The organism is Duganella sp. CF458, assembly GCF_900113115.1.
Lineage (GTDB): Bacteria > Pseudomonadota > Gammaproteobacteria > Burkholderiales > Burkholderiaceae_D > Rugamonas.
On record NZ_FOOF01000012.1, the window covers coordinates 37,510 to 61,599 of the forward strand.

The 24,090-nt window shown below is 60.1% G+C and carries 21 protein-coding genes and 1 pseudogene; 11 read left to right on the forward strand and 11 right to left on the reverse strand.

What is annotated here, in order from left to right:
- Positions 1-47 precede the first annotated feature (47 nt).
- The 4 genes from BM269_RS18905 to BM269_RS18920 all read right to left on the reverse strand — a co-directional run bounded on the left by BM269_RS18905 (position 48) and on the right by BM269_RS18920 (position 3,105).
- Positions 48-1,013, reverse strand: a complete 966-nt coding sequence (locus tag BM269_RS18905; protein WP_090440360.1) for a hypothetical protein — start codon at positions 1,011-1,013, stop codon at positions 48-50.
- On the reverse strand, positions 1,010-1,867 hold the full coding sequence (locus BM269_RS18910) for an ABC transporter ATP-binding protein (protein WP_090440363.1): 858 nt from the start codon (positions 1,865-1,867) through the stop codon (positions 1,010-1,012). Before BM269_RS18910 ends, BM269_RS18905 begins: the two co-directional genes overlap by 4 nt.
- Positions 1,864-2,232: a GntR family transcriptional regulator gene (locus BM269_RS18915; RefSeq protein WP_090440366.1), complete on the reverse strand. Its 369-nt coding sequence runs from the start codon at positions 2,230-2,232 to the stop codon at positions 1,864-1,866. Before BM269_RS18915 ends, BM269_RS18910 begins: the two co-directional genes overlap by 4 nt.
- 99 nt (positions 2,233-2,331) lie before the next feature.
- Positions 2,332-3,105: a DUF72 domain-containing protein gene (locus BM269_RS18920; protein WP_090440368.1), complete on the reverse strand. Its 774-nt coding sequence runs from the start codon at positions 3,103-3,105 to the stop codon at positions 2,332-2,334.
- A gap of 47 nt (positions 3,106-3,152) precedes the next feature.
- Here BM269_RS18920 and BM269_RS18925 point away from each other — a divergent pair, with 47 nt between their 5' ends.
- The 10 genes from BM269_RS18925 (at position 3,153) to BM269_RS18970 (ending at position 12,894) form a co-directional block, all read left to right on the forward strand.
- The gene (locus tag BM269_RS18925) at positions 3,153-3,743 is read left to right on the forward strand and encodes a DUF1439 domain-containing protein (protein ID WP_090440371.1); all 591 of its coding nucleotides are present in this window, start codon (positions 3,153-3,155) and stop codon (positions 3,741-3,743) included.
- Positions 3,744-3,773: 30 nt separating this feature from the next.
- Complete coding sequence (locus tag BM269_RS18930; RefSeq protein WP_090440373.1) at positions 3,774-4,529, forward strand: tetratricopeptide repeat protein; 756 nt, start codon at positions 3,774-3,776, stop codon at positions 4,527-4,529.
- A gap of 21 nt (positions 4,530-4,550) precedes the next feature.
- Entirely contained in the window at positions 4,551-4,934 is a 384-nt protein-coding gene (locus BM269_RS18935; protein ID WP_090440376.1) for a hypothetical protein, read from the forward strand.
- A gap of 47 nt (positions 4,935-4,981) precedes the next feature.
- Positions 4,982-5,599 carry a DinB family protein gene (locus tag BM269_RS18940; protein ID WP_090440813.1) on the forward strand — a complete coding sequence of 206 codons (618 nt, stop codon included), beginning with the start codon at positions 4,982-4,984 and terminating at the stop codon, positions 5,597-5,599.
- A gap of 65 nt (positions 5,600-5,664) precedes the next feature.
- A complete protein-coding gene (locus BM269_RS18945) occupies positions 5,665-8,136 on the forward strand; it encodes an adenosylcobalamin-dependent ribonucleoside-diphosphate reductase (RefSeq protein WP_090440379.1) in 2,472 nt (823 codons plus the stop codon).
- A gap of 248 nt (positions 8,137-8,384) precedes the next feature.
- Positions 8,385-8,636 (forward strand): hypothetical protein, encoded by a 252-nt coding sequence (locus BM269_RS18950; protein ID WP_090440382.1) that lies wholly within the window; start codon positions 8,385-8,387, stop codon positions 8,634-8,636.
- A gap of 91 nt (positions 8,637-8,727) precedes the next feature.
- Entirely contained in the window at positions 8,728-10,998 is a 2,271-nt protein-coding gene (locus BM269_RS18955) for a nitric-oxide reductase large subunit (protein ID WP_090440385.1), read from the forward strand.
- A 3-nt stretch (positions 10,999-11,001) separates the two neighbouring features.
- A complete protein-coding gene (locus BM269_RS18960) occupies positions 11,002-11,397 on the forward strand; it encodes an RrF2 family transcriptional regulator (protein WP_055925684.1) in 396 nt (131 codons plus the stop codon).
- A 10-nt stretch (positions 11,398-11,407) separates the two neighbouring features.
- A complete protein-coding gene (locus BM269_RS18965; RefSeq protein ID WP_090440388.1) occupies positions 11,408-11,635 on the forward strand; it encodes a DUF2249 domain-containing protein in 228 nt (75 codons plus the stop codon).
- Positions 11,635-12,894, forward strand: coding sequence for a hypothetical protein (locus BM269_RS18970; protein WP_090440391.1), 1,260 nt, complete (start codon positions 11,635-11,637; stop codon positions 12,892-12,894). Before BM269_RS18965 ends, BM269_RS18970 begins: the two co-directional genes overlap by 1 nt.
- On the opposite strand, the gene BM269_RS18975 is transcribed toward BM269_RS18970, so the two are convergent.
- From BM269_RS18975 to BM269_RS19000, 7 genes and pseudogenes are all read right to left on the reverse strand, one after another.
- Entirely contained in the window at positions 12,851-13,531 is a 681-nt protein-coding gene (locus BM269_RS18975) for a Crp/Fnr family transcriptional regulator (protein ID WP_090440394.1), read from the reverse strand. The two genes, BM269_RS18970 and BM269_RS18975, sit on opposite strands and share 44 nt — an antisense overlap.
- A gap of 77 nt (positions 13,532-13,608) precedes the next feature.
- Positions 13,609-15,015 (reverse strand): copper-containing nitrite reductase, encoded by a 1,407-nt coding sequence (gene nirK / locus BM269_RS18980; RefSeq protein WP_170860426.1) that lies wholly within the window; start codon positions 15,013-15,015, stop codon positions 13,609-13,611.
- Positions 15,016-15,190: 175 nt separating this feature from the next.
- On the reverse strand, positions 15,191-16,984 hold the full coding sequence (ampC, locus tag BM269_RS18985) for a class C beta-lactamase (RefSeq protein WP_090440397.1): 1,794 nt from the start codon (positions 16,982-16,984) through the stop codon (positions 15,191-15,193).
- Positions 16,985-16,996: 12 nt separating this feature from the next.
- Positions 16,997-17,845, reverse strand: a complete 849-nt coding sequence (blaOXA, locus tag BM269_RS30170; RefSeq protein WP_373994403.1) for a class D beta-lactamase — start codon at positions 17,843-17,845, stop codon at positions 16,997-16,999.
- A gap of 39 nt (positions 17,846-17,884) precedes the next feature.
- Positions 17,885-18,733, reverse strand: a pseudogene (locus tag BM269_RS30175) (M56 family metallopeptidase); the annotation flags it as partial.
- Positions 18,734-18,753: 20 nt separating this feature from the next.
- Positions 18,754-19,134, reverse strand: coding sequence for a BlaI/MecI/CopY family transcriptional regulator (locus tag BM269_RS18995; RefSeq protein ID WP_090440403.1), 381 nt, complete (start codon positions 19,132-19,134; stop codon positions 18,754-18,756).
- Positions 19,135-19,212: 78 nt separating this feature from the next.
- Positions 19,213-20,340, reverse strand: a complete 1,128-nt coding sequence (locus tag BM269_RS19000; protein ID WP_090440406.1) for a cytochrome-c peroxidase — start codon at positions 20,338-20,340, stop codon at positions 19,213-19,215.
- 128 nt (positions 20,341-20,468) lie between these two features.
- Here BM269_RS19000 and BM269_RS19005 point away from each other — a divergent pair, with 128 nt between their 5' ends.
- The gene (locus BM269_RS19005) at positions 20,469-24,077 is read left to right on the forward strand and encodes an IPT/TIG domain-containing protein (RefSeq protein WP_139232799.1); all 3,609 of its coding nucleotides are present in this window, start codon (positions 20,469-20,471) and stop codon (positions 24,075-24,077) included.
- The last annotated feature ends 13 nt before the right edge of the window (positions 24,078-24,090 follow it).

A 24,090-nucleotide genomic window follows, 5' to 3' on the forward strand; every position in this document is an offset into this window, starting at 1 on the left:
GCGGCAGCTCGATGAACATCGGGCTGCCGCGACCAGCTGGCCGGTGATCAGTTCTCTTCGCGCCAGCGGCGCATCCAGATTGCGACGGCAATCATGGCTACACCAGCGGCGACACCAACCCACAGTGTCGGGCTGGCCAGCGAGGCGTAAGTCTCGTTGAAGAAACCGCTGATCTGGCCGGCCGGGTCGTTCTCCATCCCAGGGGCGTGTTTCATCGCCTCTTGCGCCGAGCGGTCGAAGATGAACCAGGCGCCTGGCAGCACGCTGCCCAGCAAGCGCAGCACCACCTGCGAGAAGAACCATTCGATGTTGACGCCCAGCTTGAAGGCGTAGTTGGCCCAGGCCAGCAGCGCACCGGTCATCAAGGGCGCGCCGACTGCCCACAGGAATACCTTGCCGCGCGCCCAGCTCGACACCATCAGCAGCCAGCCCACGGTCGGCAGCGCCCACAGCAGGTAGATGGGGATCAGGGAAAGCATGCGGAACGGCGACAGCCACAGGTTGGTGGAAGAGAGCAGGTCGCCGAATACGTTCACGCCGTGGAAGCTGAGGGCGAGAGACGTCATCAGGATAATCGCGAGCGATGCCACGAAGCCGATGATGGCGACGATCAGCGGTGCCGCTACGGTTGCTACCGCCACTTTGGACAGCACGGTGGTAACGTCCGACACCGGCAGCGATTTCCAGAACAGGATGCTGCGGTCGCGGCGGTCGTCGTACAGCGCGCCCAGGCAGTAGAAGAAGATCACGAAGGCCATCAGGATGTAGAGCGGCGTGGCCATCATCGGGAAGGCAGCGCCGACGGCGTTGGCGAGCTCATGCCGCTGCGCGGCGCTCATTTCATGGAAGCGCGACAAGCTATCGCCGTTGATATGCATTTCCATGTTGTTGCCGATGATGAGCATCACGGCGGTGAAGGCGAGCATCAGGCCGGAGACAATGGCAGGGGCCCAGAACAGCATGCCCTTGTTCTCCCAGTACTCGCGCTGCATCAGCCATTTCATCGTATTCATTCGTATTGTCCTTTCATGCTGGCTACGAACAGGTCGGCCACGCTAGGGGTACGGGTTTCGCCAAACGTTTCGAGCTGCTTGCGCGAGACGCCGTCGAACAGCATCACCGCTTTGCCGAACACCGTGCGCTGGTGCAGTGGCTGCAGGGCGCTGGCGGCGGTCATGTATTCCGGCTGCACCATCACTTCGGTGTAGCGGTCGCCGATTTCGTCCATCGAGGCGGCGAGGGTGATCTTGCCGTCGCGGATGAACATCAGGTCGGTCAGGATGTTTTCGACTTCCTCGATCTGGTGCGTGGTGATCAGGATGGTCTTGTTTTCGTCGAAGTAGTCTTCCAGCAGCTGGTGGTAGAACTGCTTGCGGTACAGGATATCCAGGCCCAGGGTCGGCTCGTCCAGCACCAGCAGCTTGGCGTCGATCGCCATGACCAGCGCCAGGTGCAGTTGCACGATCATGCCCTTGGACATGGCCTTGACCTTCATGTCCGGCGACAGCTTCGTGTTGGCGATGTACTTCTCGGCGCGTTCGCGGTTGAAGCGCGGGTGGATGCCTTCGCAGAAGCTGATGGCGTCCTTGACTTTCAGCCAGCGCGGCAGGATGGCGACGTCGGCGATGAAGCAGACGTCCTTCATCAGCTCATCGCGCTGCTGGCGCGGGTCCAGGCCCAGTACATTCAGCTCGCCTTCGAAGCGGGACAGGCCGAGGATGGCTTTCAGCGTGGTGGTTTTGCCGGAGCCGTTTGGTCCGATCAGGCCGACGATGCGGCCAGCCTTGATTTCGAAGCTGGCATCATCCAGCGCCTTGGTGGTGCCGAAACTTTTGCTCAGGTTTTTAGCGGTGATGATCGCTGTCATGCCGGGGCTCCTTGTGGCGGCACATTCGTGGCGCGCAGCAGTTGTTCAATGTCCAGGCCCAGGCGGCGGATGCGTTCGACCATTGCGGGCCATTCTTCGCGGATAAAGCGGTCGCGTTCAGTGGACAGCAGTTTATCAACAGCGCCTTCGGTAACGTACATTCCTAATCCCCTTCTTTTTTCCACCAAGGTTTCGTCAACCAGCTCTTGATAAGCGCGGGAGACGGTAATCGGGTTCAATTGGTAATCGGCCGCGACCTGGCGCACCGAGGGCAGGGCATCGCCTGGCTTGAGCAAGCCATCCAGCATCATGCCGACGACCCGCTCCTTCAGCTGCAGGTAGATCGGACGGTTTTCATTCCACATACATCGTTTCCTCCAGTGTTGGTGATTTAATGAACTGGTGTTGTAGTGAACTATAACACTGAAACTGTCGGGCGCAAGTGGTTTTTTTGCAACTGGGAACTATGGGGCGATGTCGGGTGAAGAAGTGAGCATCTGGCGCAGTTGCGCGGCTTGCCGGACCTGGGTGCCGGACATGGTGTTGTCGAAGATGACCAGGGCCTGGTCGCCCCGGGGGCGCAGCCACGCTGCGACCTGTGCCAGCCGCTCCGGCTCGTAGACTGAACGATAAATTTGCGGGCTGCCATGGAGGCGCACGTAGGCAGCGTCTTCGCTGGTTGCCACAAATGGCCCAGGCTCGCCCGCAGGGGGATCGGCCACTACCCGGATCACATCCATCTTGCTCAGCAACGCTGTCGCCTCGTCGTCAAACCATGAGCCGTGGCGGGCCTCGCACGCCAGGCGCAAGCGCCCGCGCTTCCCGTCGCCCGGTTCGGTTCCAAAGCGCTCGCCAAGACCGGCGAAGAGGGCGGCTACGGCAGCCGGGTCAAAACGCAGGCTTGGCGGTGTCTGCACCAGGATCCAGCCTAGCTTGTCGCCGAGCGCTCCCGCTTCGGTCGCGAATTGGTCCAGTTCCGCTTCAATATCCTGCAAGCGCTTTTCGTGCGTGATGGATTTTGGCAGCTTGACGGCAAAACGGAAGCCGGCAGGCACGTTGTCCGCCCATCGCGCATAGGTTTCGGGCTTGTGCGGGCGATAGAAGGAGGAATTGATTTCGACTGCGTCAAACACGGCCGCATAGCGCGCCAGGTTGCTGCCGAAGCTGGACGGCGGAAACAGGTCCGCATCGGCGCGCGGCAAGGCCCATCCAGCGATACCAATGGTTACAGGTTGCATAGGTGATCCCCGTTATCATTGCCCCGAATATGACACAGGAGCTGCAAATGACCCCACACAGACGTCTCGCCACAGGCGCCATTGCCATCGCTGCGTTGGCGGCTGGAGGCGGCGCTACGGTGCTGCTGTCCGGCTGCGCAAGCTTTGCTGGCCCGCGCGATTACGAAGTGCCGCTAGCGCGACTGCAGCGCAATATCGACCAGCGCTTCCCGCTTGAGCATCGTGCGTTGGCGGTGTTCGAGCTGCGGTTGGAGCAGCCGCGGCTGTCCACGCTGCCGAACGACCGCATTGCGCTTGGCGCTACGCTGTCGGTCTCGTCGCCGCTGATGCGGCAGCAGTTTACCGGCAGCCTGTCGCTGTCGGGCCGCCTGAATATCGACCAGTCGCGTAACGCGGTGATGCTGGCTGAAGCGCGCCTGGACGACTTCAGGCTGGACGGGCTGGATGAGCGCACGCAGCGCCAGGTGGCCGGTGCCGCCCGTTTGCTGGCCGACAGCCTGGCGCGCGACACGCCGATCTATACCTGGCGTCCGGATGAGCTGCGTTACGCCGGCGTGCAGTTCTTCCCGACGGCGATCCGTACTTCGGCAAGCGGGCTGAGCATTCATCTGGAACCCTTGCGGGACGGTCGTCTATAATCGAAACTTCAACTGATAGGAGAAAGTGAAATGCCGTTTTTCGGTCTGGGTCTGCATATTTTGGTTGCCATCTTTTTTGCCGTGCACGCGGTGCGTCGCGGACGCGAATTGTATTGGCTGCTGATCCTGTTCTCTTTCCCACTGCTGGGCAGCCTGGTGTATTTCTTCGCCGTGTACCTGCCGAGCTCTCGCCTGGAAGTTGGCGCACGCAAGGCCGTTGCGGTCGCCGGCAAGATGCTTGATCCGGGCCGCGAACTGCGCGAAGCGCGTGAAGCTTTCAACTTCACCCCGACCGCGCAGAACCAGATGCGTCTTGCCTCGGCCTTGCTGGAAGCGGGTGAGACGGCCGAAGCTGCAAGCACTTACGAGGCATGCTTGCAGGGCGCCTTCGGCTCGGACCTGGAAATCCGCCTGGGCGCAGCGCGCGCCAACCTGGCGGTGGGCGCTTATGGCAAGACCATCGAACACCTGGAATTTATCCGTCGTACGGATGCCAATTACCGCGCCGAGCAATGCAGCCTGCTGCTGGCGCAAGCCTTTGCGGCAGCGGGGCGTAATGATGAAGCCCGTAGCGAATTCGAAAACGCCGTCAACCGCTTCGGCAGTTTCGAGGCGCGCGCCGAATTTGCGATCTGGGCTGCCGGTGTGCGCGAGTTCCAACTGGCGCAGCGCCTGCAGAGCGAGCTGCAGCACACGATGGACCGCTGGAACAAGCATACGGCATCGATGAACAACGCGACGGTGCGGCGACTGAATGCGGCTTTCGCGCAAGTGCCGCGTAGCTGAAAAAATGAAAGGAGCATCAGAATGCATAGCCCGGTCCTGATGTTCCAGTCGTCCCGCTTCGAAATCGTTGCGAATGAGGACAAGCTGACCAATCCCGGTATTTATGGCCGCCGCCTGGCCGAGTGGATGGCCAATGAGCTGCCCACGCATGGCTACCGCGCGCTGGGCGACGTGATTCCTGAGGATTTTGCGTGGTGCGTGCCGGTGGCGGCTGAAGATTGCGAGCTGTATGTGGCTTGCACCAGTGCGGAAGAGGGCTGGCAGGCTTATGTTTTCGCCGATTGCGGCTTGATGGAGCGGCTGGCCGGGCGCGATCCACGCGCGACGGTGGTGGCGGAGCTGTACACGGCGGTGCGCTCGATTCTCGAAGATGCTCCTGGCATCAGCTATTTACATATCCAATGACTAAACCTGTAACGGCAGAGGCCGTGTCCCATTTCGGGTGTGACCCCATGGTGGGACACGAGCTGGGCAGTAATCGGCTGTCGCGGCATTTCCTGACGGAGGCGTATAACAATGGCTGGGCTAACCATCGGCTGTTGCGGGCTTGTGCGCAGTTGTCGCAGGAAGATTTTGTGGCGCCAAGGACGGGGTTTTTTCCGTCGATTAGGGCTACGCTGAATCACATTCTTACCGTGGATTGGTTTTATATCGATGCGCTGGAGCGGGAGGCGCGCGGGGCGCCGCCGCATCCCGACTATTGCAGCGAATTCTTCGCGGTGGAGGAGCCGTTCGATACTTGTGCGGCGCTTTGGGCGGCGCAGCGTGCTTCCGACGATCGTTTGATCGCTTATTGCAAGGGCTTGCGCGATGACGATCTGGGCCGGGTCGTGGTGATTGATCGGGGTGAGGGCGAATTCCAGCGCGATAGCCGCCAGCGGCTGCTGGCCCATATCTTTGGGCATCAGATCCATCATCGGGGGCAGGTGCATGCCATGCTGTCGTCCACCCCGGTCGCGCCGCCGCAACTGGATGAGTTCTTCTCGGAGGGGGAGGCGCCGTTGCGGGTGCAGGATTTCAGGGAGTTGGGTTGGTCAGAACAGGACATCTGGTCGCCAAGCTTATCCTGAATCAAGGAATTTGCTTCGGCATTCAGGGATAGTCAGGCTCAGTTTTAACCTGAGCAGGGCTACCCATGAATGCAAACGAAAAAATGTTCGGCAACCCGATGCCGCCGCAGGAAATCTCGCTGGACGTGCTGCGCGAAAAATACGCGAAGGGGGATGAGCGGGACATTATCGACGTCCGCCGCCGTGTGGCGCGCGCCTTGGCTGCGCTGGAGGCGCCGGAGCTGCGCGAAGACCTTGAGGAGAAATTCCTGTGGGCGCAGGAGCATGGCTTCGTGCCTGCTGGGCGCATCAATTCCGCTGTTGGCCTGGGACTGAAGGCCACCCTTATGAATTGCTTTGTGCAGCCGGTGGGCGATTCGGTGACGGGAGAGGATGACGGGCTGCCCGGCATCTATACCGCTGTCGCGGAAGCGGCGGAGACCATGCGCCGGGGCGGCGGTGTGGGCTACGATTTCAGCGCTATCCGCCCTGCGGGGGCCAAGGTGAAGGGTACGCAGTCGCGCGCTTCCGGTCCGGTGTCGTATATGGAAGTCTTCGATGCTTCCTGTAAGACGGTGGAGTCGGCCGGCGCGCGGCGTGGTGCGCAGATGGGCGTGCTGCGCATCGATCATCCGGATATCGAGCGCTTTATCGCTGCCAAGGACGATGGCGGTTTCCGCAATTTCAACCTGTCGATCGGCGTGACGGATGGATTCATGCAGGCGCTGGCGTCGGATTCGGAGTTTGAACTGGTGCACAAGGTCGAACCGGGCGATGAGGACCTGGCTGCTGGCGCTCGCCGGCGTGAGGATGGGCTGTGGGTTTATCGCCGTGTGCCGGCGCGCGAATTGTGGGATAAAGTGATGACGTCCACCTACGATCACGCCGAGCCGGGCGTGCTGTTCGTGGACCGCATCAATGCCGAGAACAACCTGTATTACTGTGAGACCCTGCGCGCTACCAATCCTTGCGGCGAGCAGCCGCTGCCCGGCTATGGGTGCTGCGATCTCGGTTCGCTGAACCTGACCTGTTTTGTGCAAAACCCTTTCAGTGATCGCGCGGCCTTCAACTTTGAGGCAATGCGCATGGTGGCCGGCATCGCGGTGCGCATGCTGGACCTGGCGCTGGATGCGACCCAGTGGCCGCTGCCGCAGCAAGCCGATGAGGGGGCGGCCAAGCGCCGCATTGGCCTGGGCTTCCTTGGCCTCGGCAGCGCGCTGGTGATGCTGGGCATGCGCTACGACTCCGAAAGCGGGCGTGCAATGGCGTCCAGCATTGCGGAAGCCTTGCGCGATGCGGCATATGCGGCTTCCGTGGCGCTGGCGCAGGAGAAGGGCGCTTTTCCGTTCTTCGACAAGGAGCAGTACCTGGAGGGTGCCTTCGTACGCCGCTTGCCGGATGACTTGCGCGAGTCAATTGCGAAGCATGGGATCCGCAATTCGCACCTGCTGTCGATTGCGCCTACAGGTACGATCACGCTGGCGTTTGCGGACAATGCTTCGAATGGCATCGAGCCGGCCTTTTCCTGGGTCTACCAGCGCCGCAAGCGCATGCCGGATGGGTCGTCGCGCTCCTATGAGGTGGCCGATCATGCGTGGCGACTGTATCGCCATATGGGCTTCGATATGGGCCAGTTGCCGCCGCAGTTCGTGACGGCGCTGGATATGGCGGCGCTGGACCATGTGAGCATGATGGAGGCGGTGCAGCCTTTCGTCGATACGGCGATTTCGAAGACGGTCAATGTGCCGGAAGATTATCCGTATGAGGATTTCAAGGAGCTGTACACGGAGGCTTGGGTGGCGGGGCTGAAGGGGCTGGCGACCTTCCGGCCGAATACGGTGACGGGCAGCGTGCTGAGTGTGGCGCCTGCGCCGGAGGCGGCTTCCGCTTCAGTTGCGCCGGCGTTGCGGGACGATGATCCCTTGCGCAAGCGCTTTGACGGGCGTCCGCTGGGGGAGCTGGAGTCGGTGACTTCGAAGGTCGAATACTGGACGCAGGAGGGCAAGAAGTCGGCCTACCTGACCGTGAGCTTCATTACCGTGGATGGCATGCTGGAGGGGGCGCCGGTGCGGATTGAGCGTCCGTTTGAGTTCTTCATGCCGGCCAACCAGCGCAGCGATGGGCAGCAGTGGATCACTTCGTCCATGCGCTTGTTGTCGATGGCGGCGCGCGCCGGGAGTTCGATTGCCAAGGCGCTGGCGGATATGCGTGAAGTGGCTTGGGAGAAGGGGCCGGTTCGTTGCGGGCTGTTGACGCGTGAGGATGGCGTGCAGGTGCCGGTTTATCACGATTCCGAGGTGGCGGCGATTGCGTTTACCTTGCAGCGGATCTTGATACGGCGTGGGTTCCTGGATGCGTATGGCAACCAGGTGCCGGTGCCGCAGTTGGCGCTGCGGTGCGCGTCGACGGGGCATGTGGCGCCGGAGGCAATGACGGCGGCAGGGGCTGCGCCTGCGCAGTCGGCGGGAAAGTGCCCGGAGTGTGGGGCGAGGGCGCTGCGGAAGGTGGATGGGTGCACGCGGTGTGTTGAGTGCCACTATATGGGTGGCTGTGGCTGAAAACCGGTGAACCAGTGTCTGACCCGCAGGGTCAGACACTGCCACAGCGACGGATGGTGGTTGGTTCCAGGCTTTTGATGTGCTGCGAAAGCCAAAGGACTTAAACCATGCCACCGGCCTCAAGACTGTTGGTGTCTGACCCTGCGGGTCAGACACCGGTTTGCCGGTTTTGCTTAAGCTGCGTCAAGGACGAAAAAACAGCCGCTCCATACACTTCCTCCCACATCAACCCCGAGGAGGACTTACAAATGCATCATTCTTTCCAACTTGCTTCCGCCCTGGACGCCGCCAACGTGACCCGCGTGCTTGAACTGCTGCGCACCGTTCCCGGCATCCGCGGCGTGCACGCCCCAACCGGCGCGGCACACGTTGAAGTTGCCTTCGATGACTCCCTGACCAGCATCCACCACCTGGGCAAACTGCTGGAAGAACATGGCTATCCACCTGTGGCGCCGCAACAGCGTAGCCACACCTGTTGCGGCGGTTGCGGCGGCCATTAAGCAAGACTTGACCTGGATCATGTGAGCTGCCTGCGTGGCGGCTGTATTCTGGCTAAAAACATACATTTAAAACACCACAAAAGGAGCTATCATGCACGCCACTAAGAAGTTATGGACGTGGCTCGCCATTATCTGCCTGCTATCGTTTACGGTACTGGGCTGGGTGGGCCGCGAAATTTACCTGAAAGCGCCCCCAATAGCGCAAGTCGTCGACGAAACAGGTGCGGTGATCTACACAGCGGACCAGGTCAAATATGGCCAGAGCGCCTGGCTGTCGGCTGGCGGCCAGCAACTGGGCACCGTCTGGGGTCACGGCTCTTACCTGGCACCTGACTGGTCGGCCGACTGGCTGCACCGCGAAGCGGTTGCGCTGCAAGATCTGTTTGCGCGCAAGGACTTCAATAAGGAATACGCCCAGCTTGACGCCGGTGCCAAGGCCCACGTCGATGCCCTGGTGAAGTCCGAACTGCGCACCAATACCTACAACGCCGACGCCAATGAGGTAAAGCTGTCTGCCATCCGCGCTGAAGCGGTTCGCAGCGTGGCCAACCACTATGCTGGCCTGTTCGGCAACGCCGAACAATACGACAAGCTGCGCGAACAGTATGCAATGGCGCCGAACTCGCTGCCGGAAGCTAGCGACCGCGCTGCGCTGACCGGCTTCTTCTTCTGGTCTTCGTGGGCTGCCGCGGCAGACCGTCCAGGTGAAGTCGGCCTGAGCTACACCAGCAACTGGCCGCATGAGCCGCTGATCGACAATACGCCGACCGCCGGCGCCGGCATCTGGTCGATTGCTTCGGTTGTCCTGATGATCGGCGCCATCGCCGGCATGCTGTTCTACCACGGCATGCACAAGGAGGAAGAAGATCCTGTACCGCCGAAGAACGATCCGCTGTTTTCGCTGAAGGCAACGCCTTCGATGAAGGCTACCAAGAAGTACTTCCTGGTCGTGATCGGCCTGATCCTGGCGCAAGTCGGCATGGGCGTGATCACCGCGCACTTTGCGGTGGAAGGTTCGAGCTTCTTCGGCATCCCGCTGGCCAATGTGCTGCCTTTCACCGTCAGCCGCACCATCCACACCCAGTTCGCCGTGCTGTGGATCGCAACCGCCTGGCTGGCGACCGGCCTGTATATCGCTCCTGCGATCTCGGGTGTGGAACCGAAGTTCCAGAAGCTGGGCACCGACGTGCTGTTCTACGCGCTGCTGTTCATCGTGGTTGGTTCGACCGCAACCGGCTGGCTCGGCACCCTGCAACACAGGGGCGTGGATTTCGCGTTCTGGCTGGGTAACCAAGGCCTCGAGTTCACCTCGATGGGCCGTGTGTGGCAAATCCTGCTGTTCGTTGGCTTGCTGTTCTGGGCCTTCCTGCTTGGCCGCGGCCTGTGGCCGGCACTGAAGAAACCATCGGAAAGCCGCGGCATCATCGCCATGGTATTCCTGGCTGCACTGTGTATCGGCGGCTTCTACGCAACCTCCCTGACCTGGGGCAAGGGCACGCACTACTCGATGATCGAGTACTGGCGCTGGTGGCTGGTCCACCTGTGGGTGGAAGGCTTCTTCGAAGTGTTTGCAACCGCTGTTATCGCGCTGCTGTTCACCCGCCTGGGCCTGATCCGCGCCGCTTCGGCAAATAGCGCCATCATCCTGGAAACCATCGTGTTCCTGTTCGGCGGCATCCTGGGTACCTTGCACCACCTGTACTTCACCGGTACGCCAACTTCGGTGATCGCTATCGGCGCCATGTTCTCGGCACTGGAAGTGGTTCCGCTGTCGCTGATCGGCATGGAAGCTTACCGCAACTACAAGCGTTCGAAATCGGCTCCCTGGATTGGCGCTTATAAATGGGCCATCCTGTGCTTCATCGCCGTGGGCTTCTGGAATACCGTGGGCGCCGGCCTGCTGGGCTTCTCGATCAACACCCCGATCGCGCTGTACTACATGCAGGGTCTTAACATGACCGCGGCACACGGCCACGCTGCGCTGTTTGGCGTGTACGGCATGCTCGGTATCGGCCTGATGCTGTTCTGCCTGCGCGGCCTGGTTGACCGCTTCGCATGGTCCGACAAGCTGCTGGCATCGATGTTCTGGTTCCTGAATATCGGCCTGGCCATGATGGTGTTCATCTCGCTGGTTCCCGCCGGTATCTACCAGGCTGCCGCTGCGATCACCAAGGGCATGTGGTATGCACGTTCGCCGGACGTGGTTCACTCCACCTTCATGGAAACCGCGGTCTGGCTGCGAGTTCCAGGCGATATCGTGTTTGCGATCGGCTGCCTGTTCCTCGCCCTGTTTGCCTTGCGCCTGGTCGGCAAGGCGAAGAAGGAAGAGGCCGTGGCAGAAGGCGTGGCGCTGGAGAATTAATCAATGCGCCTCACGGGCCACACCGACTATGCCTTGCGCCTGCTGATGTACCTGGGCCGGCAGCAGGGCAGGTTGGTGACCGTGCAGGAGATCGCCAAGGCGCACGGCATCTCCGAACATCACCTGCGCAAGGTGGCTCACCGGCTCGGCCAGGCCGGGCTGGTGGCCACCTGGCGTGGACGGGCCGGCGGCCTGCGCCTGGCGCAGCCGCCGGCTTCGATTTCGGTAGGCGCTGTGGTGCGCCTGGCCGAAGCCGACTTTACGATCGTTGAATGTTTCAATGCCACGCGCAATACCTGCCAACTTGCCGGCGCTTGCCGCCTGCAGGCGGGATTGCACAGGGCGACCGAGGCTTACCTCGGTCATCTCGACCGCCAGACCCTGGCGGATTTAATCTGAAGGAACCATCATGAGTGCGCCTGAAATCTTGCTGGAGCTGTGCGGCATGGTGCCGCCCGAACCGATGGAGCGCGTATTGGAAGCGCTCGACCTGCTGCAACCTGGCCAGCAACTCCGCATGGTCATCGACCGCGAGCCGGTTCCCCTCTACCGCATCCTCGAGAAAAACGGCTACCGCCACGCCACCTCGATGCGCGAAGACTATATCTACGAAATCCTGATTACCCACGCCGACTGATGCAACGCAAGCTGGCTTTCGAGCATACGCCCGGGCTGGCGCTGCCGCTGCGTTTCCTGCTGGCGGCGCCATGGTTCGGTGCCTTGGCCGGCCTGCTGCTGGTGTGGCAGGGCGCCGAGGCAATGAGTACGCGCTGGGCACCGGCCACGCTGGCCGTGACCCATTTGCTGACACTCGGTTTCCTTGGCATGGCCATGGCGGGCTCGCTGTTGCAGATGGTGCCGGTGGTTGCAGGTGTCGAGCTGCACTGGGCGCGCCGACTCGGTCCCGTGATCTGGGGAGCCTTGGCCGGCGGCGCACTGCTGCTGGCGGCGGGGTTCCTGCATGGACTGCCGTGGTGCCTGCGCGCGGCCGGGATCCTGCTGGCCGGGGCCTTTATCCTTCTTGTCGCTGTTCTGGCGCGGGCGCTCGCGCAGCGTTCCGCACCGAATGCGCTGCCTGTCGTCGCCGGCATGCGCCAGGCGGTGGTGGCGCTGGCCTGCGCCGTGGCGATCGGCGTCGCGCTGGCGGCTTTCCTGGTCGGTGCGGTGCGGCTGCGTGTGATGGAATGGACCAATGTGCATGCCGCCTGGGCGCTGGTAGGCTGGGTCGGGGTGCTGGTGGTGTCGGTCGTGTTCCAGGTGGTACCGATGTTCCAGTCCACCCAATTGTTCCCGCGCCAGCTCGCCTTCACGCTGCCGCCGCTGTGTCTTGGCGGGCTGGCGCTGTGGACCGCAGGCTACCTGCTCAACCAACAATGGCAATGGATTGGCGCGGGGCTGGTGAGCGCCTGCCTGGCGCTGTTCGCGGTGTATACGCTGGTGCTGCTGTTCCGCCGCAAGCGCGCGGCGGATGTAGCGACATGGTACTGGTGGCTGTCGCTTGGCTCGCTGCTGGCCAGCGTTGCCGTCTTCCTTTGCCCGCGTGGCATGGACAAGGCGTTGCTGCTTGGCGTGCTGTTTATCGGCGGATTCGCCATGTCAGCAGTGAACGGCATGCTGTACAAGATTGTGCCGTTCCTCTTGTGGTACCACGGGCAGCACGCCGGCTGCGATGTGCCGGGCGTGCGTCAGATGATGCCGGAGAGCGAACCGCGCGTGCAGTTCGCCTGGCATGCCGCCAGCGTGGGGATGCTGCTTGCCGCTGCCATCGCACCTGGCTGGCTTGCCCAACTGGCCGGTGCGGTACTGGCAGTTGCCTGCATGCGCCTGGGGTTTGACCTGGCGCTGGCTGCGATCAGCCTTCGTAAGCTCGCAAACGGGCAGAATCAAGAATCTTGATCTGGCGGCCGTTCACGGCAATCATGCCCTGGTCGGCCAGTTCGTGCAGCACGCGCGAGAAGTATTCCGGAGTCAGGTTCAAGCGCGATGCCAGCAGCTTCTTGCTGACGGCCAGCGTGATTTCCGAACCATCTCCGGCATCGTCATCCTTCAACAGGTAGCCGATAATGCGCTGGCTGCCCGAGCGCAGCGAGTAGGCTTCCACGTCCGAAATCAGGCCATGCAGGCGGCGGCTCATGCCGGCCAGCATGCGGCGCGCGAACTGCGCATTGCGCGCCAGTTCGGCGAATACGGTGTGCTTGGAGATGTGCAGCAGCATGCAGTCGCTGACCGCATGGGCGGTGACGATGTAGGGCTTTTCCATGAACATCAGCGCTTCACCGAAGCTGTGGCCCGGGCCGATGATCTCGACGATCTTCTCGTTGCCCTGGGCGGAGAGGAAGCTGAGTTTCACCTGGCCGAAAATGACCATGTGGAAGCCGACGCATGGATCGCCGCGCTGGAAGACGGCGCTGCCGCGCGGGATGTGGTGTTCGGTGGTGCCGGCAGCCACCAGCGTCAGCTCCTCCGGCGACAGGTCTGCGAACAGGGGCAGTCGCTTGAGGAACTCGCGGGGGTCGATTTTGGGGCTTGGCATTTGGTTCTCCTGAAATGGCAAAAGGACCCGCTGGGCGGGTCCTGTCCTGGTTAAGGTTATGTCGGGGCTATTCCTGCTTAATGGCCCGAGTCGCCGTCAGGCTTGCTGCTGGTCCGGAAGATTTCCGGATTCTCCTTGCCGGTCACGTAGAGGAAGCCGACCAGGCCTTTCTCCATCCGCGACAGCGCGTGGTCGACCAGGATGAAGCGTCCCGGTACCTCGGTCTTGAACTCGACCATCGTTGCGCCGCCGGGAGCCACGGTGGTGGTCTGCACGTTCTGCAGCGGAGGCGAAGTCAGGTCGCCCAGGTTGTACACGCGGTCGAACACTTCACCGATGACGTGGAAGCTGGAGGTTGCGTTGGGACCGCCGACACCGAAGAAGATGCGAACGGTTTCGCCAACCTTGGATTCCATGCGGTGGGTCTTGGTCAGCGCGTCATGGGTACCGTTGAACATCAGGTGTTCCGGTTGTTCTGCCAGCAGTTTGTCCAGCGAGAACTCGGCTTCGCCGGGCGTGCCGTGCTTTTGCGCGGTGTACAGCTCGCCCTGCATCACATAGAACTCCTTGTCGACTTTCGGCAGGCCGCCTTCAGGTTCCACCAGGATCATGCCGTACATGCCGTTGGAAATGTGCTGGGCCACCATCGGGGTAGCGCAGTGGTACACGTACAGGCCCGGGTTGATGGCCTTGAAGGTGAAGCTCTTGGTGCTGCCTGGCGCCGCCTGGGTCACTGCGGCGCCGCCGCCCGGGCCGGTCACGGCGTGGAAGTCGACCGAATGGATCATGTGGCTGTCCTTGGCGTTGGACATGTCCACGTTTACGGTGTCGCCCACACGCACGCGGATGAACGGGCCAGGAATCTTATTGTTGAAGGTCCAGTACTTGTAGGTGGTGCCGTCCATCAGCTGGCCGAGAATTTCAGTGGTGTCCAGCTTCACGTTCACTGTTTGCGGGCCGCGCTTGCCGATGGGAGTGCCGACTTCCATCGGGTTGCGCGAAACATCGGCCCCCTGTGGCGCAGCTTTGAGTTCGCCTTCGCCGACGATGATCTTGCCGATCATGCCCGCAGCCACGTGGCCCGGCAGGGTGCAGATATAGGTGAATTCACCCTTCTTGTCGGCCTTGAAGACGATGGCGGTCGATGCGCCTTTGTCCTTCAGTTGGTTCGATTTTGCCTTGAAGTCGGGCACGGAAATATCGTGGGTGGCGCCATCCCCGTTGACCAGGTTGATCTGCACAACTGCACCCAGCGGCACGCGCAACGTAGGATTAGCCTTGCCCTTGGATTCGCCGGTGTCGCTGATGAACACCAGCTTACCGTCCGCGATATCGGTATGCAGGGTAAAGGTCACGTCAGGACGATATTGAACGGCAGTGCTGCCATTGCCGCCGTGCTGGCCATGTTGTGCATAAGCTGGCGCCAGTGTTGCGGCGCCGATCACCAGTGCCGCCATGGCTTTGGACATCAAGGTCGGTTTCATTTTCTTCTCACAGGTTTGTCTGGCACGGGATTGCGCCGTTGACAGACAAATCTTATGTTTCACATGCATGTTATTGAATTGACGCAGGTCAAAAATTCGGAAAGAACTGCGTATTCTCAATGCAAGTTAGTTATTTTTGATCTAGATCAAGCTGTGAGAAGGACTGCGCCGCGCCTTAGGGTGCGAGCTGCTGCAGGATCGCGTAGGCGGCCTTGATGCGGTCCGGGTTGGGATAGACGGAGTTTGCCAACATGACAATTCCGATCTTCTTCTGCGGGACAAAAACCGCGTATGCACCGAAGCCGCCGGTGGAGCCGGTTTTATGGAACAGCGTTGCGTCGCCAGCCGCACTGCCTGCCGGGAGACGCTTGGCCGGAACGAGCTCGCGAGTCATGGACGGATCGCTACCGCTTTGCAGCCGCTCCAGCGTGCCTGGATAAGGGTACTGTTCCCAGCCAAGTCCCTGCAAAAGCGGGCCGGCTTCGAAATAAGGTACGTGGGTTGCCGCCACGGCGCGCCGCATGGACGGCTCCAGTCGGCTCGGATCGATGTTTGCCTGTACGAAGCGCAGCAGGTCAGCGCTGCTGGTCTTGACGCCGTATGCCTCCGCATCGAAGGGGCCTGGATTCACGCGGACTTGCTTGCCATCGTTGTAGCCCCAGGCGTAGTCCGGCATCGCGTGCCCGGGCACTTTCATGTAGCTGATTTTCATGCCGAAGCGGGGGAAGATCTCGGAGTCCATCGCGGTCGCGAAGTCCTTCCCCAGTGCAGCCGCGGCGGCATGCCCGAACAATCCGATGCTGGGGTTCGAGTAGCGGCGCATTGCCCCGGGCGCCGCATCCGGCCGCCATGCGCGGAAGAAGGCCATTTCCTGCCCCTCGCGCACCTCGTCGGGGAATTGCAGCTTAAGTCCGCCGGCGGTGTAGGTACCCAGGTGGAGCAGGGTCGCTTTGTCGATGGCGCTGCCTTTGAGTTGCGGCAGGTAGCGCGAAGGGTGCGCAGCCAGCGACAGCTTGCCCTGCGCCTGCGCCCAAGTGGCCAGAGTGGCGGTCAGGGTCTTGCTGACCGAACCGATTTCGAACAGGGTGTTTTCGCTGACCGGCGCATTGGTTTCGCGCGAGGCGACGCCGTAGTTGAAGTAGTATGGCTTGCCGTCCAGCGTAACGGCGACCGCCATGCCGGGCAACGCTTGTTCCGCCATCAGCGAAGGGATCACGCCATCCACGGCAACGCGCACTTTCAGGCCGCGCAGGAAGTCATCGCGCACTTGCATGCCGCTGGCGTCGCCGACCTGGGCGAAGACCACGCGCTGGTCGCCGAGTTCGAGCCAGCCGACGTACCAACCCAAATCACGGGCGCCATCGCTGCCGCTGCCGGTCTTGCCGAACACCTGCCAGCCGCCCACCTGCTCGGGCCATTTGACCAGTGTCCTTGCCATGTCGTATGCGCTGGGCTTGAGGTCCAGCTCGCGGTTGACGACGCGGCGCAGGAAAGCGATTTGCTCGTCCGGCGAAATGCGCAGCGAGGAACCTAGCCACGATTCGGACAGGCCATTGTGCTTGCCCGGATCGCCGCTGACATCGCCGTTACCGTAAGCGAAGCGCTTGACGTAGCCGGCGAATCGCTGCTCGCCCATTTGCAGGGTGATTTGCTGGGAATACCAGACGACCGATTCCTTCATCCAGGAGCTTGGGTCGTGCGATTGTTTCCAAACCGGGCGCCAGTCCACATAGCCTTGCTTGAAGGGCAGCACAGGTGCGTGCTCGTCCCACAGCACGCCAGCGTCATAGCCCATCAGCGCGATCGGCAGCTTGAAGGTCGACATCGGCGGCAAGCGTTTATCGCATACGCCTTCGTGCACCAGCCATTTGCCGGTGGCCGCATCGGCCATCGCCAGGCAGTGCTCTGCAGAAAACGCGAGCAAAGGGAGGCCTAGCCCTGCAAGCAGGGCGAAGATTTTGCGTTTCATTTTGGTCCTTGGTTAGAGTTTTGCGAGTTGCGCGGGGAGGTCGCGCAAGAAGGCTTCCTTGGTGCGCGGGCCCGCAGCACCTTCGATCACAGTCTCGTCCTGAGCCAGGCGCGCGAACACAATGGTGCGCTCGCCATTGGTCGCCCAGCCTACGAACCAGCCGTAGGAACGGGAGTAGTCGTCCTTGCCGTCCGGGCCCACAGGGGCGCCCGTACCGGTCTTGCCAAACACTTGCCAGCCGTTCGGCAGGTCTTTTACTTTCAGCAGGCGCGCAGTCTGTTCATGCGCATACCGCGAGACAGGGAGCTCCTGCCGCACCAGGCGGCGCAGGAAGGCAGTCTGCTCGTCGGGCGAAATCTGCATCGACGAGCCGACCCACGACCAGGTCAAGCCATTGTCGTTGCCCTTGTCGCCGCCGGTATCGCGGTTGCCGTAGCCGAAACCCTGCACATAGCGCTCGAATCGCTCGCGGCCAATGTGCTGTGTGACTTGCTGGGCATACCAGACGGCCGAATAGCGGATCCACTGGCTCGGGTCCATGTCGCGGTGCCATTCCTTGTTCCAGGCTTTGTAGCTCTCGCGATAAGGCAGCACCGGCGCGTGCTGGTTCTTCAGGAATCCGCTGTCATAGCCCATCAGGCTAACGGCGATGTTGAAGGTAGAAACCGGTGTGATGCGCGCCGCGCAATCGCCCTCGCGCAGCAGCGCTTTGCCGCTGGCGGCATCGACGAAGGTGGTGCAATTCAGCGCAGCGACCGATTGCGCGGAAGGTGAAACGCTCCATGCCAACGCAGGCTGCAGCGCGAAATTACCGCCAACGATAGCTGCCAGCGCTGCAATTGTCGCGGCACGAGCCCACATGGCGCGGCGCGTGTTGGCTGGTGTACGAATCAGCGACACGCGCTCAGCCAGCGTGTTCGCATCGATGCTGCCAAATGCCAGCGCGCCCTGTGGCGTAAGGTGCTGCAGCTTGAGCTGCGCCACCAGTGCCGCAGCGTAGGCCTTGCGTTGGGACGCCGGACGGCCTCGCAGCACATCGCGGTCGCAGCCCAGTTCCTGCGCCCAGGTCAGGTTGGCGCGCAGCAGCCGCATGAAGGGATTGAACCACAACAGCATTTGCAGCAGCATACCGGCGGCCATCCATTGCAAGTCGTGGCGGCGAAGGTGGGTCAATTCATGCTCGACGATCATTTCGCGCTGCAGCTTATCGAAGCCGCCCAAATGGCGTGGCATCAGCAGGCGAGGGCGGAACAGGCCAAGCAGCATGGGCGAAATCGGCGCATCCACTTCGATGATCGCAGCACGTCCCGCGTTCGCTACATCGCCGGTCCGCGCCAGCTGGTTCAGCATGCGCTGCGCGCGCCACAGGCTGGCGGCCGACCAAGCCAGTCCGGCAAGGTACACACATAGCCATAATTGGGCACCGTGGAGCATCCAGACACGCGTACTGGAAAAATTGTCCGACGCTTGCGCACTATCGGCCGTTGCGTTGGGAAGGGGCGGGGTCTTTGGTGGCGCAATGTAATGGGTGACCGTTTCGGTTGCCGCTTCGAGTGGAGGGATCAAGCGCACGCGCTCACTATGCGGCAGGAGCAGCAGCGCGAAGGTCGCCAGCACGGCCAATTGACCAAGCAACCAAAGCGATCGCTGCGCCGCCAGCGCAGGCAGGAAGCGCCGGAGCAGGGCGCTCAATGCCCACACGCTGAAGCCGGCAGCAAAGCAGCCAAGGCTCGCGAGCAGGAAGCGCATCAACAGCAAGTCGAAGTCGTTCACTTTGCGTCGTCCTCATCGGGCCAGTCAGACAGCATCTGCTCCAACTGCGCGAGTTCGGTCGCGTCAACCAGTTTACTGCCCGCGAACATATTCACCGGTAGCGGCGTATCGAGTTCCATGATGCGCGAGCCGAAGTCGCGGGCGTAAGCGGCCAGCGTTTCGACCTTGTCCAACAGGGCTTCATACACCTGCACACCATGGCGCACATGCTGCGCAATCATCTGCTTCTCCATCATCCGCTCCACCGTTTTGCGCGTGGAAGAGAACGACCAGCCCAGTTCTTCCTCCACCGCTTCGTGGATTTCGCGCGCGCTCAACGGCGCTTGGCGCCAGAGGGCTTTGAGTACGCAGAGTTCAGGGGTCGATGGAATATGCATGGTAAGACGCGGTTTGTGACGATTGGCACTAGTATGCGACAAATGTCGCAATCGTGTCAAGCGAAGAGCGGCCCTATCTCAATCTGACGCTCGCCATTCGTGAGGTGGAACAAGGGCTGCAGGGCTGTTGAGGGTTTCCAGGAACTGCACAAGATCATCCTTTTCTGCCGGAGTCAAAATCAGGGGATATCCAATTTCGGTGCTTCGGTAGTAGAGCTCGAGTTCCACGGCTTCAGGCAAGGTTGGAATGCTTCCGTCATGCATATAGGGAGCAGTCAGCGCCACATTGCGAAGTGATGGCGTGCGGAACCGGCCAATATCGAGGGGCCGCATGGTCACGGCGAAGCGTCCTAATTCTGCCAGCTTTACATCGTGAAGAATGGATGAATCCAGGCTAAGGTTTTGTTCTTTTAACTTGACGATTCGCTTGGTCAATTCGGGCAAATCGTTCGCAATTTCCGAGATGCCAACGCCAAGCTGATGAAACTCATTGTCCGTGAATAAGGCGCTTTGCTTGCCGATCGAATGGCAACTGACGCACTTTGCGCTGCCCTGGAACAACTTCAATCCCCGTTTTGCGGCAGCGCTGATGGCTGACTGATCGCCACCAAAATAAAAGCGGTCAAATGGCGAGTTGGCCGCAATGAGGGTTCGCTCAAAGGCGCTCAGCGCGCTTGCAACGTGCCTTGGGCCGATGCCGGGCAGGTCTTGCGGGAATGCGGCTGTAAATAGTTTTTTGTAGCCGGAATCATTTTGAATAATATTTAACATATTATTCAGGTCAGGTATCCCATGTTCTCTTGGATTTAAAATCGGATCCAGTGCCTGATTCTCCAGCGTATCCTGCCGTCCATCCCAAAAGAACGAGGTATTGAATTTTGCGTTCAGCAGTGACGGTGTATTACGTGTGCCCAATTGATTATGAATGCCAAGGGCCAGTGGTTTTCCGTCGGCAAACGCTTTTTCAGGGACGTGACAGGAGGCGCAGCTGATCGTTCCGTTGGCGCTCAATCGCTTATCAAAGAATAGCTTCTTACCCAACGCGATCAGGCTTTGGGATTGGCGTTCTTTTTCGTCCTGTTCAATAGGAAGTTCGCGAAGTTTCGGCAAGCCTTCACTCGCCTTTGTGGTGGCGAAGAGCGCGAATCCCGCGAAGATAAGCAACATAACGTGGTGAATTCGCGCGTGCTTCAATCTTTTTAACATCGAAGATTCTATCCAATTATCACTTTAGAAAATCTGTTGATCTTTGCCCTTTGCTGTGCAACACTTCAGGCCAAAAATTTCCAAATGGAAATTATACACTTCTAATAATTCGATTGAAGAGGTTGCGAATGTTGCTGGGTCTGGCTGGAAGACAGATATTGGAGAGAGACGTGGGGCGGTCGGTTCTCGCGGTAGCCTGGAGGCTGCTTGTTACGCTCCTGATCGCAATGGCAGTGCAAGCCAATACGCCAGCGCTGGCCGACCAGATCCGCTACGTTTATGACGAAGCCGGAAGGCTGGTCCAGGCCACGTCCTCCGACGGAAGCGGGACAGCTTACCGCTATGATGAGATCGGAAACATCCTCTCGGTAAAACGCATTGTCGCGGGCGGTGTCGTCATCTCCGAATTCTCTCCGAATTCGGGGGCTGGTGGAATTCAGGTTTCGATTTATGGCAGCGGATTCAGCGAAGTCGCCACGAACAATGCCGTGACCTTTAACGGTGTATCCGCCGTGGTCCTGAGCGCGACGAAGACTATGCTGACTGTTGCAGTTCCTGCGAACGCGAGTACAGGGAAGATCAGCGTGTCCAATGCGAACGGAACGGCGACCAGCAGTTCCGAATTCGTGATAGCGACAGCCAAAACGCCAACCATTACATCGTTCTCGCCGGCTATGGGGCCGGCGGCAACCGCGATTACAGTCACGGGAACCAATTTTGGCGCCCAGCCAGCTGCGAACAAGGTAAAGATCGGCGAATATGCGGCTATCACAAGTAGTGCTAGTCCTACCCAAATTGTCACCTCAGTCCCAACCATTGCTGCCTCCGGCAAGATCTCCGTAACCACCGCAATGGGCAAGGCAGTCAGTGCCAATGACTTTTACGCTTTGCCTCCAGGAGTATCTGCGGCCGATATCGTTCATACAGGGCGGCTCGTAGCAGGGGGAGCCGCGCAGACAGTACAGATCGGTACGGCTGGCAAGAAAGCAATCCTGCTGTTCGAAGGCAATGTGAAGCAAATGCTTTCGCTGTTGTCGAGCGCAGGGACTTTTTCGAGTTCGCCTGCAATGGCGGTCTATAGCCCGGACGGACGAACCGTTGCAACTACCAATATTAATAACAACTACTTTTTTGACTTCCCGGCGCTACCTGTCTACGGCACGTACACGATGGTGTTGTCCGCGTCTGCCGGAGGCAAAGTTGATTTGCAATTAAAGGCCGCAGATACCGGCGCGCTGCTGGTCGATGGCCCAGCGAAAGCGGTCAACTTGAGCGCTGCGCAAAACGGTTACTACACGTTTAATGGCGAAGCAGGGCAGTATCTCGGACTTGGATATACGAACCTCGCGATGAATCCTGTTGCTTCGATGGCGTACAAAGTCTTCAAGCCTGACGGATCGCATTTATTCGGCGATACCTGGAGTAATGACAACAGCAACAACTTGCCCATGTTGCCGGTAACAGGCATCTATACGCTTTTAGTCGATCCACCAACCGTCTCGTCCGCTAGCTTGAACGTCTGGTTGTCCAAGGATATCCCTGGGCAGCTTGTATTCGGTCAGACAACGAGTATGGTTTCTTCCCGCGTCGGCCAGAACTTCCGCCCGACCTTCAATGGCGTCGCCGGCGAACGCTACTGGTTGGCGTTTAACGGCAGCACGATCACTTCTGCAAACGTCAATGTGGTGAAGCCTGATGGAACTGTGCTGACGAGTTTCTCGATCGGTACTTCTGCGGCGAATTTCGAAATCCCGGCGTTGCCTACGACCGGTATGTATGCCATCTTCATCGACCCGACGTCCACGGTGACGGGGAAGGTCGACGTCCAGATCAATCAAGTGGCACCGGACATTACCGGGCCGATAGAAATCAACGGTGCAGCACTGCCTCTCGCCCTCGACGTCCGTCAGCGCGCCTTGCTCACCTTTAATGGCACCGCAGGCCAGCATTTGGGCCTGGGGTATGCCAACGTCACGACCAATCCAGCATCGCAATCCATGTATTACACCGTGCTTAAGCCCGATGGAAGTGAGCTGTTCCGGGATAACTGGAGCAACAGTAACAGCAATAACTTGCCGACATTGCCGGTGAGCGGCACCTACACCATCGTGGTTCAGTCCGGTACTTTTGCAACATCGAGCCTGTCCCTACTGTTGTCCGCTGACGTGGCGGGGACTCTCGTTCCGGGTGCAGCGCCATTGAATGTGAACATCTCGCGTATCGGTCAGAATGCGCGCCTTACATTTGATGCTGTGGCTGGCCAGCACTACTGGCTCAAGATGCGCAATGGGACATTCCCTGCCACGGCAACGGTCTACATTTACAAGCCGGATGGCTCTACGCTGAACACCACTTCTATATCTACGTCGCAGGACTTCGATATGGGCGTACTGCCGGTATCGGGTACTTATGTCGTCTGGATTGATCCTAATTCTACGAATGCGGGCAAGGTCGATGTAGAGCTTGTCACTATTCCTGCTGACTTTGTTAGTCCGATTGAGATCAACGGTGCAGCATTACCTATATCACTCGCCGTTCGCCAGCGTGCCATGATCACGTTCAACGGTATTGCCGGCCAACGCTTGGGTCTGGGGTATGCCAATGTCACGACCAATCCGGCGTCGCAGTCCATGTACTACACCGTGCTTAAACCTGATGGAAGCCAGCTGTTCTGGGATAACTGGGGCAGCAGCAACAGCAACAACTTGCCGATACTGCCTGTGAGCGGCACCTACACAATCGTGGTTCAGTCCGGTACTTTTGCGACGTCGAGCCTGTCACTATTGTTGTCCGCTGACGTGTCGGCGACCCTTGTTCCGGATGCGGCGCCGTTGAGTGTGAACATCCCTCGTATCGGACAGAACGCTTACGTCACGTTTGATGGCGTGGCCGGGAAGCGCTATTGGCTCAAGCTGCGTGGAGGGACCTTCGCCAGCACGGTCTCGGTGTCCATGTACAAGCCGGACGGATCGACCCTGAACACCACTTCGATTTCGACGTCGCAGGACTTCGATACCGGGCCGCTTCCAGCATCTGGTACGTACTCCATCTGGTTCAATCCGGAGTCCACCAATACCGGCAAGGTAGATGCTGCGATTGTGACGATTGCAGACGACTCAGTTGGCGCGATCGCAATTAATGGCGCTGGCGCATCCGTCAGCCTCGTACCAGGTCAACGTGCGGCCCTTAGTTTCACCGGTGTGGCAGGGCAGACCCTGGGACTTGGTTATACGGGCGCTAGTACTGACCCGGCTTCGAACAGCATCTACTACTTCGTCATCAATCCTGATGGAACCCAGCTCTTTTATGACAATTGGGGCGGCAATAACAGCAATGACGTGCCAGCCTTGCCGAGCAACGGAACCTACAAGGTCGTCGTGAAAGCCGCGAACTTTGTAAGTGTAGCGAGCACTGTTTGGCTTTCGGCTGATGTGCCGGGACTCTTGGTCAAGAACGATCCTGCGATGACTGTTTCTATCACCCGCGTTGGGCAGAATGCTCGCCTTACATTCAATGGCGTTGCCGGCCAGGCCTACACATTGCGATTTACCGACGGTGCTTTCTCGTCTTCGGCAAGCGTTATCGTATTCAATCCGAATGGCAGTTCGTTGACTTCGACATCGGTGGCGTCGAACGCAACTTTGAATCTGCCGGCGCTCGCGACATCAGGCACGTACACAGTCTTTATCGGCCCGAGTGGCACGACGACCGGCCAGGTCAACGTGCAGCTTCAGTAAACGAACACGAAGA

Bases quoted from the DNA above. Each gene is read 5' to 3' on its own strand.
- BM269_RS18945 (WP_090440379.1), top strand. From the start codon at position 5,665: ATGAATGCAAACGAAAAAATGTTCGGCAACCCGATGCCGCCGCAGGAA.
- BM269_RS18915 (WP_090440366.1), bottom strand. From the start codon at position 2,232: ATGTGGAATGAAAACCGTCCGATCTACCTGCAGCTGAAGGAGCGGGTC.
- ampC (WP_090440397.1), bottom strand. From the start codon at position 16,984: ATGAAACGCAAAATCTTCGCCCTGCTTGCAGGGCTAGGCCTCCCTTTG.
- BM269_RS19000 (WP_090440406.1), bottom strand. From the start codon at position 20,340: ATGTTAAAAAGATTGAAGCACGCGCGAATTCACCACGTTATGTTGCTT.
- BM269_RS18965 (WP_090440388.1), top strand. From the start codon at position 11,408: ATGAGTGCGCCTGAAATCTTGCTGGAGCTGTGCGGCATGGTGCCGCCC.
- BM269_RS18975 (WP_090440394.1), bottom strand. From the start codon at position 13,531: ATGCCAAGCCCCAAAATCGACCCCCGCGAGTTCCTCAAGCGACTGCCC.
- BM269_RS18935 (WP_090440376.1), top strand. From the start codon at position 4,551: ATGCATAGCCCGGTCCTGATGTTCCAGTCGTCCCGCTTCGAAATCGTT.
- BM269_RS18970 (WP_090440391.1), top strand. From the start codon at position 11,635: ATGCAACGCAAGCTGGCTTTCGAGCATACGCCCGGGCTGGCGCTGCCG.
- BM269_RS18925 (WP_090440371.1), top strand. From the start codon at position 3,153: ATGACCCCACACAGACGTCTCGCCACAGGCGCCATTGCCATCGCTGCG.
- BM269_RS18910 (WP_090440363.1), bottom strand. From the start codon at position 1,867: ATGACAGCGATCATCACCGCTAAAAACCTGAGCAAAAGTTTCGGCACC.
- BM269_RS19005 (WP_139232799.1), top strand. From the start codon at position 20,469: ATGTTGCTGGGTCTGGCTGGAAGACAGATATTGGAGAGAGACGTGGGG.
- BM269_RS18950 (WP_090440382.1), top strand. From the start codon at position 8,385: ATGCATCATTCTTTCCAACTTGCTTCCGCCCTGGACGCCGCCAACGTG.
- blaOXA (WP_373994403.1), bottom strand. From the start codon at position 17,845: ATGTGGGCTCGTGCCGCGACAATTGCAGCGCTGGCAGCTATCGTTGGC.
- BM269_RS18960 (WP_055925684.1), top strand. From the start codon at position 11,002: ATGCGCCTCACGGGCCACACCGACTATGCCTTGCGCCTGCTGATGTAC.
- nirK (WP_170860426.1), bottom strand. From the start codon at position 15,015: ATGAAACCGACCTTGATGTCCAAAGCCATGGCGGCACTGGTGATCGGC.
- BM269_RS18995 (WP_090440403.1), bottom strand. From the start codon at position 19,134: ATGCATATTCCATCGACCCCTGAACTCTGCGTACTCAAAGCCCTCTGG.
- BM269_RS18930 (WP_090440373.1), top strand. From the start codon at position 3,774: ATGCCGTTTTTCGGTCTGGGTCTGCATATTTTGGTTGCCATCTTTTTT.
- BM269_RS18905 (WP_090440360.1), bottom strand. From the start codon at position 1,013: ATGAATACGATGAAATGGCTGATGCAGCGCGAGTACTGGGAGAACAAG.
- BM269_RS18920 (WP_090440368.1), bottom strand. From the start codon at position 3,105: ATGCAACCTGTAACCATTGGTATCGCTGGATGGGCCTTGCCGCGCGCC.
- BM269_RS18955 (WP_090440385.1), top strand. From the start codon at position 8,728: ATGCACGCCACTAAGAAGTTATGGACGTGGCTCGCCATTATCTGCCTG.
- BM269_RS18940 (WP_090440813.1), top strand. From the start codon at position 4,982: ATGGTGGGACACGAGCTGGGCAGTAATCGGCTGTCGCGGCATTTCCTG.